The sequence below is a fragment of the Bacillus sp. AP8 genome (assembly GCF_000321185.1).
Taxonomy (GTDB): Bacteria; Bacillota; Bacilli; order Bacillales; family DSM-1321; genus Bacillus_AD; species Bacillus_AD massilioanorexius.
In genome coordinates this window covers 15,849-30,512 of the sequence record NZ_CAPG01000027.1, presented here as the reverse complement: position 1 = coordinate 30,512, position 14,664 = coordinate 15,849, and the positions used below count along the sequence as shown (strand labels likewise).

Genomic DNA, 14,664 nt, shown 5'->3' with positions numbered 1-14,664 from the left:
ATATCATTGTAAAAGCTGCGATTTATTATTAAAGGAATGTGGTATCATCTTGTACAAACAACCCTCTACATCAACTAATCCTATCCAAGGGAAAATTATTGTCATCACAGGTATACTCTCTAAAACAAGAAGACAAATGGCGCAAGAGATCACTCTAAAAGGTGGGATAATGGCAGGCTCTGTAACATCCAAAACTGATTATTTGATCATTGGTCAACGATTTGGTGATACAAAAGTATCAGCCGCTTTCAAACATGGAACATATACTGTGACTGAGGAAGAATTTCTTGAAATTATGAACTCTAATTGAACAGATAGAAGAATAAAGCGTCTCAAAAGTATGCAACACCTACTGTTGAGACGCTTTTTATCTTTTATTCTATAAATCGTTTTTCACAATGAGTCCTAACAAACCAGCAAAACCAATCGCTTGCTCCGGAGAAACGATACAGCCATTTAAATCATCTCTTCCTACAAGTAATTGATTAAACGTACAACTTGTTAAATCCATTCCATTAAGAGATGTACCACTAAGATTCGCTTCATTTAGATCACAATTTTCAAAAGTCACTTTATGAAATGTTGCTTCATAATAATCTGCATTCCTTAATGAACTATTCATAAATGTTACTTGCTTCATTCTACTATAGCCGAATGCAGTTAAATTACCATGACAATGATTAAATAGAACATTATGTATAGTTGCTTCAGATAAGTTCAAACCTACTATTTTAGATTCATTAAACTCAACACGATGAATGATTGCATCTGTAAAGTTAGCATTAGATAAATCACAATGATCAAATATAACATCTATTAATTCAATATTCCTAAAATCCACATCAATAAAATGTACATTTTTAAATATAACCTGTTCGAATCTAAGTCGTTCTATTTCCTCTCCAACTATCCTACAATCATTGATTTCAAGTAATTCAAACGAACTTTCATTCATGTCAAGGTATTGAACAGATGTCAAACCTCCTGGAATTTTAGGGGGTAGAATTTTTATTTTAGCCATAATTATAAATGGCTGTTTCCTCATACTTTGTTGCCTATGAACAAGTAGTGAAGATAGGGTGAGTTGAATTCCGCTCCAGGATGTTTGCTTTTTGTAGAGGTGGTGCTCCCATAAGAATCTTCCACCTAGGGTTCCAATCAACCTTTTTATGCATTGTTTATTCACTGTACTTGTTTAGAAACAACAATCTTTTAGAAAACAACCTCAATATTAGTGCATTAATAAATCATTTCATCAAGTATAATCTATCATACTTGAATTACTATGTTATCACTAGGAAATTCTCTTCATTCGATCATTAGTAGCTTGGTTATCTCTCATATGTTGCTCGTTATCAATCATTCTTCTTTCAATCCGCTCATTTATATCTCAATATCGATCATATCTTTCCAAAACATACTTACCCCAAAAAAGAAGAGCTATCTTAAAAGACAGCCCTTCTTATATACTAAATTTTTATTACATAATTAGCCTTTATTATTCATTTTACTAAACATAAATGTGACAGCAAGACCTAATATAAAAGTAATCACGCTTATAATCATTGTCATTATACTATTCGGAATTCCTGGAAATACTACAAAGATTGATCCGACAATCAAGCCTATGATTACAGCATAAGTTATATATGGATAATGCTGAAGCACATAGCTAATGGCTTTGCTACTGACTATAAAACCAACAATTACACCCGCACCAATAGTTAAAATGATGGGTAAATTTAAATTTGATAGTGCTGATATGGCTGTCGAATATACACCTAGTATAAGCAGAATAAAAGAACCGCTTATTCCAGGTAGTAGCATCGCCATACTACCTAACCAACCAGCAAAAAACAAGCCAATTGTTGATGCCCATGTTAAACTTGTAATAGGTTGCGTTTCATTAGGTTTAATAAACGCTAAAGAAGCTAGCAAAGCAGCTACTACCAATAAAAGTGTGATATGCTTCCCGGTAAAATGTTTTTTAACATTGGCTTGTACAGAAACTAAGGGTAACACACCAATAATTAAACCTAGAAAAAAGAATTGCGTTGGCTCATAATGTTTTTCTAATAAGTAATCAATCACTCGACTTAATAATAATAAGGAAATACCAATCCCTAAACCCAATGGCAATAAGAATCCAATATGTTTCTTCCAATCGCGACTAAAAAATCCACTTATCGCATTTAATAATCGATCATATATGCCTAAAATAAAGGCAATCGTACCACCACTAACGCCGGGAATTAAATCGCTAACTCCCATTAAGATGCCACGATAAATGTTTCTCCATTCCAATATAACTGTCATACCCTTCTTTATAAGAATAAGCACTTTTGTGTACTCATTCACATTCTACATTTTTTTACCCTGTAAAACAAGAACTCATCTTATGGTTCATCCTTATTCACATGCAAAAACACACTTTTCCTAAAAGTGTGTTTTTGATTTCATTTCTTCTAAAATGGCTATTATAATTGGCTCTCTTTTCCCTTTTGTTTATTAGGCAAAACAGCACTCTCACATTTTTCATAAAAGTCTAGAAGTACTTTAACAACACGACTTTTAGGAATGAGCTTGTAGCAAATAAAAGATGAAACAATAGCAACTGCTGCTCCTGTTAGAACATCCGCCGGATAATGAACACCTACCCACATACGTGAAATTGCTACAAAAATAGCTAAAAATAACCATAGGCTTCTAAATCTTTTATTAAACAAAAAGAACGTGAAACATATAGCGAAGAAGACCATAGTATGGTCACTAGGAAATGAATTACCTATATCCTTTTCAATAAGCTTACTAACGTTCGACAACTCGACAAAAGGCTGATAATTTGAATAAAAGTGACCCAAGCTTTTACCAATCAGCTCAGCTAGCGCAAAAGAAAAGACTGCACTTCCTACCATAAGTCTATTTTGTCTCGTTCTCGTAAACCAAAAGACAAGGAGTGCAAATGCTAAAAAATAAATCATATACTCTGCTAAGAATATAAAAAGGGGATTTAAGAACGTGTTATCTTTTCCTAAATCATTGATTAGCCTAAATAAATCTGCATTATATGGTATATTCATTTTCTCCCCCCTTCCTCTATGAGATTATACGAAATATTTATAAAAAATAACATTTATATACCTTACTTTAATCTTTCATTTCTGAAAGAAAAGAACGTAAAGAATTTCACCGAATAAGACGAAACCATTTTCTGAAAATTAACTAACAACCGTAAAAGCTTATCAAAAATACTTAATTATCACTTCTTCCATACAAAGAAAACACACTTTCTTATAAAGAAAATGTGTCAAGTGATGCTATTTTCACATAGGTACTATTAAAAGCCATTCCTTCAAAACAAGAGGACATCTCTCCCATATCCGTAGGTGTATACGAAATTAATTCATTAACTAATAAATGATCCGCTTGAACGAGTAAAATGGAAGGATGTATTTCCTGTGAAAATAAACATTTCAATTTTAACTCACCATTACGATTATAAATAACAACTCGTGAATCATTCCTTATTCCTTTTTTCTCTGCACTAATAGGATGTATATACACAATGGGTTCTTTACTTTTCTCTTGTAAAAAGTTCAAGTTTTTAAATTGAGAATTTAAATTAAATTGTCCGTGATTAGAAAGAAGTAAAAATTGATCCTTCTTTACTTTTTCATGACTTAATGGGTACATGGCGATAGGAGGCTTCCCATTGTTTAACGCTTTTTCTGAATAAAATTCAAATTTTCCGGATGGTGTTTCAAATTGCCATTTATCCCATGCAATCTTCGGAAAGTCTAACAATCGTGGCCCTTGTAATAGCTCTTTCCAGCTAGAAATACCTAATCGCTTATAAATATCGTCTGTAAATTGTTCTGTTATGAAGTCTTCCGTAGACTTATCATAAGGAAAACTTGAGAATCCAGGTCGTAATTCATTTAGCCTTTTTGATAGTAAACACGAAATATCTAAATCACTTTTACTTTCATAAAAAGGTGAAATAGCAGGCTCGTTAATCCCAATCCAATGATGCCAATAACTAGGTACGATATCCCATTCTTCAAAGTTGGTAGTAGTGGGTAGTACAATATCAGAAAGCTCAGCAGATGGAGTTAAAAATTGATCAACTGTCACAATTAACTCCAATTCCTGCAATTGTTTTTTCAACAACTTTTGATCAGGGTTTTGCGCCAATAAGTTACGACAAGAAATCCAAAGGAACTTAATGGGTGGATTCTTCGTAAACTTTAACGACTGAGCAAAGTCATTCATGCTGATCGACCTCACACAGTCTGACTCTGAATAACCTTGGTTATAATAATTCATTATTTTATTTGAGAATTTCCAACTCCCCATTTGTGCATATAAAACACCCGTACCTGGTTTTCCAACATTACCTGTCATGGCCATTAATGCATTAATAGTGCGTATATTTTGCCCACCATTTATATTTCTTTGAAAACCAAAACCTATCCAAGTAATCGTTTTTTTGGCTTTTGAAATATGAGCTGCTATGACTTGAAGAGCATCCTTAGATAGACCACACTCTTGAAGTAACAGCTCCAAATCCAGAGAATTCACATAATCAATGAATGCATGAAATCCTTTTGTATTCTGATTGAGAAATGACTCGTCATGATTATTCTCATCATAAATAACTTTTGCTAACGCTAAAGCAAGTGCACCATCAGTACCTGGATTTATTTGCACATAAATATCTGATTTTTTTGCTGTCGCTGTATAAACCGGATCTATCGTAATGATAGTTGCTCCTCTTTGTTTAGCTTCATATAAATACGGTACTGAATGCATGGATGTCCAAACTGGATTACTCCCCCATAAAATAATGGTATCTGCTAGTGCTAGTTGACTTGGATCAGAGTTTTTATAATTGCCAAAATCATAAATGGAAGCATCTAATCCAGAAGACCAACACGGTGAACCAACAGCCCGAGTCGTTTGTCCCAGACTATTAAAGAATCCCTCTACACTATTATGAAGTACACCAAAGTTTCCTGAATATTTATTTAATGCTAAAGATAAGTTTGAATGATATCGATCATATAACTCAATCATTTTTTGACAAATGATTTCAATTGCCTCATCCCAAGAAATTCTAATCCATTCCCCACTTCCTCTTTTAATCTGCTTCATCGGAAATTTGAGCCTTTCTGGATGATAGACATGGGAGAGATAATTGTAACCTTTTGGACAAAGCTTTCCTTTTGTATAACCGTGTTTTTGATCTCCAGAAATCTTCATCAGCGTTCCATTTTTCGTATACCCTAACATAGCACAGCTACTATAACAATTTCGCGGACATATATGTCGAGTTACTTTATAGTTTTGATCCAAGCTCTTTACCTCCTTTCTTACATCTTTACTGCTAGTCATTTATAACGAAGACTGTTTTCGCAAACTTTGAAAGTGAGTATAGGTATAGGTTGCATCCACAGAAGTCTCGCACCTTACGTTTCTATCAACCGTGTTCTTTATCCTCTGATTTTAATCACCGAACATATTGAAAAGCAACTCTCTAAAAAAAACAGCTATATTAAAAGTTCTACATTATAATAAAAATATTGCCTTCAACACTGCTTACCTTTCTAATTGAGTAAAATACATTACTATTCTCCTTTTAGGCATAGCTGATAAAATCATAACATCTTTATATGTGAATTTCATCACATTTTTCTTACTTTCTGATCTCATTTCTTGTATGATAATGAATGAGGTGATTCCAATGAAACAGCTTGCCTTTTTTATTGATGTCAATAAATGCATCTATTGCCGTTCTTGTACGTATGCTTGTAGCAATGAACATGAAACTAGTCAAACAAATCGAAGAAGAATCCAAACTATTTATCAACAGGATGAACAAGAGCATATTCATTTTTCAACATCTTGTAACCATTGTGAAACACCAGCATGCATGACCGTTTGCAATCACCATTGTATTCGAAAAATGCGTAATGGTATTGTAGTTTTAGATAATCAAAACTGTGTTGGCTGTGGTAAATGCGCATCTGCATGTCCATTTCAAGCAATAACCATTCACAAAAGCACAAATAAAGCTGATAAATGTGATATGTGCTACGGGCGCTTACAAAAAGGCGAACAACCTGTTTGTGTGCAAGCATGTATTGCTGAAGCTATTTCAATCGGGTCAATAAATGATGAATGTGATGATTTATATAAGGCTACATTAAAAGAATACACGATGAAAACAATTACAAATCCATCTACACGATATAAATATCAAAAAGCAAATAGAACACAGATTTGGGCTAAAGAAAGTGAGTAAGAAAGCTATGTCACTAACATTTAATCAACTGATGACCTGTAACCCCTTCTTTTTTGGTAACATTCTTGCTGGTTGGAATGGAAAAGCAAATATTATTTCAAATGTTTGTTTTAATGAGATTCCATCTCAACCAGATAGCGTGTTAATTATTGAAAGCACTGAACAACAATTCCCCTTAATAGAAGCTAGTCTTGAGAACAAGCTAACGAATGGAATTATTGTTTTTTCAAAAACCAACAGATCTGTACCCTATTATTTAATTGATCTAGCAAATGAAATTCAAAAACCCTTACTCTTCTTTGTAAAGGAAGATGAGCATTATTTACTTAATCAGTTAAACCAAGTATTATCTTTAGAAAAACAAAACCTACTCCATATTCTTTCAAATGAAATGGTCTCTTATTGGCTCGAGATTTTAAATATGAACGATATTCATACTGTTTTGAAGCGTCTTAGCAAATTTATAGGGCAAGAGGTTATGTTTTTTAATAACAAAAAGCAATATGGCAATCTCTCATCATTTCATTTATCTAGCAATGATATAAACCATTTAAATGAATTTCAATTAATCGAAAATGATATATCTATTATTAGCGACGGTTCAAATGAGTTCTTCTCATACAAGATTAAAGATTCTTTTGAGAATACGATTGGCTATCTTTTTCTAGAGAAAATCCGCAATCGACTGGACTTTGATATCATTCGTTTATTTCAACTTGTAACTCCAGCTATAAAGACATGGATTAAACAAGAGGAAAGTGCACAATCTATCCATTTAAAATATCGAGATCAATTATTTTTTGACATATTAAATAACAATATTGAAACGGAGAATGAATTACATGAGCTCATACAGATTTGGAAAATGGATTTTACCCCAAACGGTTTTGTATTAGCCATTAATTTGCAAAGTAATCATGCCATTACAAAAGACATCATTAACAATATTCAAAATCAACTCGAAACGCATGACAGATTAAATATTTATTCAACCTATTTAAGCCATCGAATTGTTTCCATTATCTTTTTTAAATCCAAGACGATATCAAAAGAAGAGTTTAATCAGTGGCTCCGTCAAACACAATGTAAAATTTCAGAATTATACCCTGATATTAAAACGGTAATTGGCATTGGTCGTCCCTATGTTTCAAACCTAGATTTGCATAAGAGCTTTCAAGAGGCAAAAATAGCCTTACAAATGCATGATTATGTTCAAGGTAGTGATGGTTTGATTCATTATCAAGATATTGGCTACATTCGCCTGTTATCCTATATCCATGATGACTTATTAAAAGATTTTTCGAAGCAGTATTTAGGAAAACTCATGAACCATGATCGAGAAAACGAAACGGAGCTTATTCAAACGTTATATTATTATTGCAATCATAACGGTGATATCTCTAAAACAGCTCAAGCACTTTTCATTCATCAAAATACACTTCGTCAACGGTTAAAAAAAATTGAAAGTATTTTAGATGTACAGCTAAACTCCTATACTGATTTAATGAATTTAATGCTCTCATTAAAAATTTCACAGGACATGAGATAGCATGGGTAATCTATAAAAAACCTTAACTAATTAAAGGCTTGCCAAAAGTGAGATCTATTCACCTATGACAAGCCCATACTTATTGAATCATTTTTAACTATCTAAACTCATTTGAGAAAGCAATTATCCCCAACTTTTTAACCACAAACTTCTCCCGTCACCCTATTATCCATCTCATTCTAGAATATCTTCATTTTATAAGGCGGTTTCGTATTCTTTGTCTATATTGCTATGAACAGATCGTGAATATAGGCTAAGTTTAATTTCGCTCTAAGACGTCCCTTTCCACTGGGGGAGCAGTGAACCTTTCAACACATAGTATCTTTGTATACTCACCTAACTCGTTGCTCACGAATAAGTCACACTACAATCTTTTAGATAAAAACTTTTATAAATGAACGCCAGTAGAATAGAATAGCATTCTTCCAACAAATTCAGCCACTGCAAAACATATGAACATTACAGAAACCACTGTTAAGGATTTAATATTTGTTTTGATTAATGAATAAACAGCAGCTGCTAAACCAACTACTAACAAAGCCATTTTTAACCAAAACAAAGGGCTTGCCATTAATAAATCAGCTGTTTCTACTGCTTGAGCGAAGCTACCTTTCATTATTGTGATATTAATCACATTTACTAATAAAGCTAAAAGCACTGCTCCAATCGTAAACTTTGAAAAATCCACAGCTTTACCTTCTAGAAACGACACTAATATTTGAACGAATACAGGTCCCGTTAATAACGCAGTAATAAAAAATGCTGCCATTGTTGTACCATTATTCCAAGCTGGAACAGCTGGAATTGTATAAATCATTGCAGTACAAAAGATAGTAATCGCTCCTACACATGTAGTGATCCATCCAATCAATCGTTTCGCACCGATTGACTTTGCAAAAAATGCATAAATGAATACTAATAAAATAAATAATGGGAAAAATACAATTTCTCTTGTTAACCATGAATCCCCGATATTTAACAATGCTCTAAAAGCTGCAAACGGATGTCCTAAATGGAATAGTGAAACGATTACAGCAGCTACCGAAAAAACTAAAATTGTCACTAAAGAAATAAAACCAGATTTCTTCGAAACATTTTTCTTCCAAACATCAAGAAAAAAGAATGCAACAAAAGCGCCAATAGCTAATTGTGAAAGGAATGTAAAAAATACGAGAGTCATGCTATGTTCCATTATTGTTTCCTCCTAACACTATGACTTGCTTCAGGCAAGATAAATCTTGTTGATGAACCAGTAATTGTTGAATCAACAAAGCCCGCAACATCTGTAACGTAGTCCGACTCGTTAATGGAATTTAAATCTATAATAGAAATAGCTTCCATTGGACAAGATGAAACACAGATAGTATCTTCTCCTTCATCTATACGGTCTGAACACATCGAACATTTATCCATTTTCTTTTTAACTGTATCAAATTGTGGAACTTCATAAGGACATGCTGTTGCACACATTTGACAGCCAATACAACGCTCTTGATCATGCTTTACGATTCCATTTTCAAGTTTTGTATATGCTCCTGTCGGACATGCTTTAGCACATGCTGGTTCATCACAGTGATTACAAGCAGTTGAAATATAGCATCTTTTTGCTGTTCCTGTTAGCATTTCATCACTTTCTCGAACAAAGCGTCGATTTATACTTGGTTCTAAATCATAAAAACTTTTACATGATATCGTACAAGCATTACATCCTATACAACGATCCATGTTAATACTAAACGCTAATCTTTTCTTTTTCTTCGTCATCCCTTAAACCTCCTTACATTTTTTCAACATTTACGAACTGATCGTGGAACGCCAATCCAGCTTGTCCAGTTGCACATGAACCCATATCAGCTGGAGTTGCTTTAACTAAATAGTTCACATTAAATTTCTGATCTTTATACCATCCCTCGTAGATGACAACGGCATCTTTTGGAACTGTTTGAGTTATTTTTGCTTTAATTTCCACAAAACCAATATCATTGAAAACCTTAGCCATTTGGCCATCTTTAATCCCTTTTTGCTTCGCTAATTCAGGATGAATTTCCATGTAAGGCTCATTGTGAACTGATTGCATCCATTCTAAATTTTGGAACTGAGAGTGTAAACCGTACTTCCAATGTGGAGATAATAAACGTATTGGAGCATTTTTTGGAACTTCCATTTCTTCAACATAAACTGGTAAAGCATGGTGCCCGAATGAGGCAGATTTTTTTGATAGAAACTCGTATTTACCAGAAGGTGTTCTAAACTTACCATCTGCCCAAGCTGCATCATAGCCTTTAACTTTTGCTGTTCCTTTTTCTAAAATATCCTTCCATGATTTAAAACCGAAGTTCTCAATAAATGCGTCACTCATTTCCATAGCTACCCATTCTTCCATAGATCGATCTGTTGGATAAGTACAAGAACCAGGTTCAAGTTCATTTAATTTTTTGGAAATGCCCATTGCAATTTCGACATCACATTTTGTTTCATATAATGGATCAATTGCTGGTTCATTAATATTCATCCAATAATGCCAATAGCTTGCATGTAAGCCCCAGGTTTCAAAAATCGAACTGATTGGAAGTACTAAATCTGATTGTGCTACCGTTTCGTTAAACCATAGGTCAGCTGTTACAACAAAATCAATAGAATCGAATGCTTTATACGAAACGGATGTTTCCGGATCTTGTGCAATTGGATTACGACATGCTACCCAAAGCATTTCTATTGGAATTTCATTTGGATCATTATTAAGTGCCAATACTTGTGCTGGGAAATTATTAATATTGATGGCACGATCCGCTTCTCCGCCACTACCTTCAGGTGGTGTACCAGCACTTTGTGCAGCATAATTAAAGCCCCAACTATCAAGTTGTGCATAGTTTGCTCCACCACCAACTACACCGATATTACCTGATAATGCTACAAGCGCATCAATTGCACGAACAGCTGCTCCACCCTTTGTATGCCTTTGCATACCATAACCGATCCAAATTCCTGCTGGTTTTGCTGCTGCATATTCACGTGCAAGACGTTCGATCACATCAACTGGTACTCCAGTCTTTTTCGAAGCCCATTCTAAAGTGATGTTGTTTTTAACGTAATTCATGAACTCTTTATAGCCAATTGAGTTCTTCTCCATCCATGCATTGTCCTGTAAGTTATGATCTAGTATATACTTCGCCATACCTAAAGCTAATGCTCCATCTGATGAAGCCTTAATTTCAATATACTCATCTGCATTTGCCGCAGTATCTGTCATAATAGGATCGATTACTACAACTTTTGTACCGTTTTCTTTTGCTTTTTGAATAATGCTCATAGAGTGGACAGATGTCCAAGCAGGATTCGCACCCCAAATAATTAAATACTTTGATTTCACCATCATCTCTGGATCAGAGTTAACGATTGTACCAAAGTCAAAAGTTTGAGAATCAATCCCTGCTGGCCAACAAGGTGTCCCTGTTGCTCGTGTTGTATAACCCCAGCTAGACATCATACCTTCTACACCGTATGATAATACGTTAAAGTTCCCAGAGTACTTGTTTAGCGCAATAGGTAAAGTACTTCCATGCTTTTCTTTAATGGCAAGAATTTTTTTCGCAATCATTTCATATGCTTCATCCCAGGAAATACGTTCCCACTTCCCTGTTCCACGTCCTTTTTGCTTCATAGGATATTTTACACGATCAGGTGAATATACATAGTTCGGATATGTGTAACCTTTCACACACAATCGCCCATTTGTATACGTATTATTTTTGTTTCCTGTAATAAACTTGATTGTTCCATCCTGTACTGTTGACACGATAGAACAAGTATCATAACAGTTTCTTGGACAAGATCCAAAGACTTGTTTTGTTTTACCTGCTGCTTTCGCTTCATTTTGATTAACCTTTTTAAAACTAGAAGCTGTTGTACCGATTCCTACTAATGCTCCAAGTGTTGCAGACCCTTTTAAGAAAGAACGCCTAGAAAATTTAGTCATTTATATGTACCTCCTTTAATGATGTCCGTAATCTCAATGTTGAATTAATGAACAGAAAGTGCGCCGCTATCATGATCGCTCTCTTCCTCAGAAATAGCCTTTTTAACAGCATCTTGTATTTTTGACTCTTCTGAAGATTGGAAATATTCTTCTTTCAATTCTGGATTAGGATCTCCTACATAATTTTTATCAATTTCTCCACTGTTTACCTTTGAAGATTCAATCGCATTTTTTTCATTTGAACAACCTGTTAATGCAGCTAAAATTCCAACTATACAGACCATATACGTTATCTTTCGCTTCATGTAGAACCGCTCCTCCTTCTTTCTTTTTCAAAATAATTGTAACAAAGGAATTATAATAAATAGAGTGTAAATCTATACATGATTCTAAGCAGTACAGTGTTCAAAATTACACTCACCACCAAAAATCGCCTCAAACCATTGATATCACAAGTTTTTAACCATTGTTAATCTATGCAAAATCTTCATTTCATCAGATAAATGATAATGATTATCGTCATTTTCTAGTCAAAAATCACTTATCAAGTGTAATTTTGTACATATTAAAATAACTATAATTAGCATTTCGATATATTAACTCACAACTAAACTGCTATCTCTTATTGATGAAAAAAGAAAAAGCTAAGTAAAAGACATCTCAGTGACATCTTTACTTAGCTTTACGCTTATTTGTTTATTCAAGACTTTTCAGTTACTCCCTTAGAAGAAAAGCGCAACCACAATCGGCAAAAATCGCCACGTTCTATGGCAATGCCGACGCGACCTCCATCCTGTGGACCTCCGACTAACATTAAAAATCTGACTAGAAGGTTGCTCCTTGAACTTCTGTACGGATTTTTTAGAGCATTGAGGAACTAGAGACTTCTACATCTTTGAAAACAAATTCTCCTTAGGACAAAAATTTTATAATTTCTCACATATTTGATTGTACCTCTGAGTAACCTTATTAAATTGTTGTATAACATTTCTTACTTTCTGACTTTCCTCGTTAATATGATCTACTTCCTCTGAAACTTCCTTAAGTTCTGCTCCATTTTGAAATGCTACATATAGTTTTTCTTCGCAATCTAATAATTGATCATATTGATTTAACGCTTCTTGATATATTGTCATTCTTTCTTTATACATATGATCCAACTTGAGTGCAATGCTCTTTTTATTGCTTTTTCTAAGCTTACTTAACAATGGTTCATTTTCGTCTAATTTGGTCTTTGTTACTAGCAAACTATCATTTTCACTTTTTACTAATTCTTTACTCTGATTAATAATTGTTAATGCATTTTCCATTTGTTTTTGTACATTATTTATCGAATCTTCACCTTCAGATATAATAATCTCGTACAACTCTTGTTCTTCCATATGATATTCTCCAAAGAGAACATTTTGTTTTGAAATTTCTGTCGCTTGTCTAACGATTTGTGTATGTTTATCAATGTATTCTTTCTCTTCATTTGAGCATCCGACCAAAGAGCTAATAGTTAACAAAGATAGTATTATTAGTAATGTCTTATTCTTATTCATCGTCCATTCCATACCCTTTATATGCGATTATCCTTATTAAAATTGACCATAAAGTGTTTCGATTCCTCATATACACCAAATTCATATCCAGCGTCTTTAATTGTCTTAATAATCTGCGGTAGTGCTTCAATTGTACCTTTTTTATCATGGATTAATATCACTTCGACAGGTCTCTTTAATTGCTTTTTAACTTCAGCCACGATTCTAGCAGGATTTTTTTGATAGCGCCAATCATTTGAATCAATTGTCCAATCCCAAGTTCTTAAACCCGCTTTTACAACTTGATCACGTAAAGGCTTCGTTAAACCTGGTTTCGATCCATACGGTGATCGAAATAATCGAGGCGATTTCCCAGTGATACCTTTAATCAGCTGTTGCTCTTGTTTAAGCTCTTTTACAATCTGACCTTGCTTATACAGTTTATTATAATTATGGCTCATGGTATGCATACCAACATAGTCTCCACGATTATAAAATTGCTTTACGTATTTTGGATATGCTTTGACATTGCTCCCAATTAAAAAATGAGTGGCGGGTACCTTGTTTTGATTTAGCACTTGAATAAGCTTAGCACTATATGGAGACGGTCCATCATCAATTGTTAAGTAAGCAATTTTCCGAACTTTTCCATTAAACTTTACCGGTGCTTGTTTCGCTTTGTATTCATAATTAATACTGGATAACTTAACACTCTTCTTCGTATTTTCTTTTTTTCCGGTATCGGCATAAGCAAAATGTACCATACTTCCTAACGCAAAACTCAATAGCACAAGAGCGATTACGATACGATAGAACTTTTTCATGTTGTCTCACTCCTCTTCCTTAAAACCATTCTGTCAACATTTGATTTTAATATATTCATATTTTAATAAATCGAATAAGTTCCTTATACATATAGTATAGACGTAATACGTGTCTAATTTGTTTTATAAAATAAAATTTTTTTAAAAAACTAGATCATTTCTACTATTTTACTAAACTTTGAATCACAAAAAGAGGCTGTCTCAAAAGTGATGTTCCGCTACTTTTGGACGCCTCCACGCTTCACAATACATTATTTTTAATGTGTTTTACCTTGTTAATAAAAGCTGATGACTCTCGCTTTGTCATGTGATTGGAATGATTAAGCTTCTAGATGCCTCTTTATTCCATCTAAAATATGACCTTTTGAGTCAACCTCTTATTTCTTTGACTATATGTATTATAGATAAAATGTCGTCGACTTTCCTTAGGCGGTACCCGAGCCGCTTTTCACGCAGGGGTCGCCACTGTCCGCTACGGTCAACTGAAT

At 33.8% G+C, this 14,664-nt stretch carries 13 protein-coding genes; 3 read left to right on the top strand and 10 right to left on the bottom strand.

Going from position 1 to position 14,664, the window contains the following annotated elements:
• Positions 1-49 precede the first annotated feature (49 nt).
• Entirely contained in the window at positions 50-310 is a 261-nt protein-coding gene (locus BN349_RS04825; protein ID WP_019241145.1) for a BRCT domain-containing protein, read from the top strand.
• 69 nt (positions 311-379) lie between these two features.
• On the opposite strand, the gene BN349_RS04820 is transcribed toward BN349_RS04825, so the two are convergent.
• The 4 genes from BN349_RS04820 to BN349_RS04805 form a co-directional block, all read right to left on the bottom strand.
• Positions 380-979: a pentapeptide repeat-containing protein gene (locus BN349_RS04820; protein ID WP_232423517.1), complete on the bottom strand. Its 600-nt coding sequence runs from the start codon at positions 977-979 to the stop codon at positions 380-382.
• A gap of 509 nt (positions 980-1,488) precedes the next feature.
• A complete protein-coding gene (locus BN349_RS04815; protein WP_026089168.1) occupies positions 1,489-2,304 on the bottom strand; it encodes a DUF368 domain-containing protein in 816 nt (271 codons plus the stop codon).
• Between the two features lie 173 nt (positions 2,305-2,477).
• Positions 2,478-3,080, bottom strand: a complete 603-nt coding sequence (locus BN349_RS04810) for an undecaprenyl-diphosphatase (RefSeq protein WP_019241142.1) — start codon at positions 3,078-3,080, stop codon at positions 2,478-2,480.
• 211 nt (positions 3,081-3,291) lie between these two features.
• Positions 3,292-5,355: a molybdopterin-dependent oxidoreductase gene (locus tag BN349_RS04805; protein ID WP_019241141.1), complete on the bottom strand. Its 2,064-nt coding sequence runs from the start codon at positions 5,353-5,355 to the stop codon at positions 3,292-3,294.
• 388 nt (positions 5,356-5,743) lie between these two features.
• Between BN349_RS04805 and BN349_RS23360 the strand changes: the two genes are divergently transcribed.
• Complete coding sequence (locus BN349_RS23360; protein WP_019241140.1) at positions 5,744-6,304, top strand: 4Fe-4S dicluster domain-containing protein; 561 nt, start codon at positions 5,744-5,746, stop codon at positions 6,302-6,304.
• Positions 6,297-7,853 carry a PucR family transcriptional regulator gene (locus BN349_RS04795; protein WP_148335267.1) on the top strand — a complete coding sequence of 519 codons (1,557 nt, stop codon included), beginning with the start codon at positions 6,297-6,299 and terminating at the stop codon, positions 7,851-7,853. Before BN349_RS23360 ends, BN349_RS04795 begins: the two co-directional genes overlap by 8 nt.
• A 388-nt stretch (positions 7,854-8,241) precedes the next feature.
• Here BN349_RS04795 and BN349_RS04790 read toward each other — a convergent pair whose 3' ends face one another.
• The 6 genes from BN349_RS04790 to BN349_RS04765 all read right to left on the bottom strand — a co-directional run bounded on the left by BN349_RS04790 (position 8,242) and on the right by BN349_RS04765 (position 14,176).
• Positions 8,242-9,045, bottom strand: a complete 804-nt coding sequence (locus tag BN349_RS04790) for a dimethyl sulfoxide reductase anchor subunit family protein (protein ID WP_019241138.1) — start codon at positions 9,043-9,045, stop codon at positions 8,242-8,244.
• Complete coding sequence (locus tag BN349_RS04785; protein ID WP_019241137.1) at positions 9,045-9,617, bottom strand: 4Fe-4S dicluster domain-containing protein; 573 nt, start codon at positions 9,615-9,617, stop codon at positions 9,045-9,047. Before BN349_RS04785 ends, BN349_RS04790 begins: the two co-directional genes overlap by 1 nt.
• A 13-nt stretch (positions 9,618-9,630) precedes the next feature.
• On the bottom strand, positions 9,631-11,829 hold the full coding sequence (locus tag BN349_RS04780) for a molybdopterin-dependent oxidoreductase (protein WP_019241136.1): 2,199 nt from the start codon (positions 11,827-11,829) through the stop codon (positions 9,631-9,633).
• A gap of 44 nt (positions 11,830-11,873) precedes the next feature.
• Positions 11,874-12,134 carry a hypothetical protein gene (locus BN349_RS04775; protein ID WP_019241135.1) on the bottom strand — a complete coding sequence of 87 codons (261 nt, stop codon included), beginning with the start codon at positions 12,132-12,134 and terminating at the stop codon, positions 11,874-11,876.
• 621 nt (positions 12,135-12,755) lie between these two features.
• Complete coding sequence (locus tag BN349_RS04770) at positions 12,756-13,373, bottom strand: YkyA family protein (protein ID WP_019241134.1); 618 nt, start codon at positions 13,371-13,373, stop codon at positions 12,756-12,758.
• A gap of 17 nt (positions 13,374-13,390) precedes the next feature.
• On the bottom strand, positions 13,391-14,176 hold the full coding sequence (locus BN349_RS04765) for a polysaccharide deacetylase family protein (protein WP_019241133.1): 786 nt from the start codon (positions 14,174-14,176) through the stop codon (positions 13,391-13,393).
• Positions 14,177-14,664 lie beyond the last annotated feature (488 nt).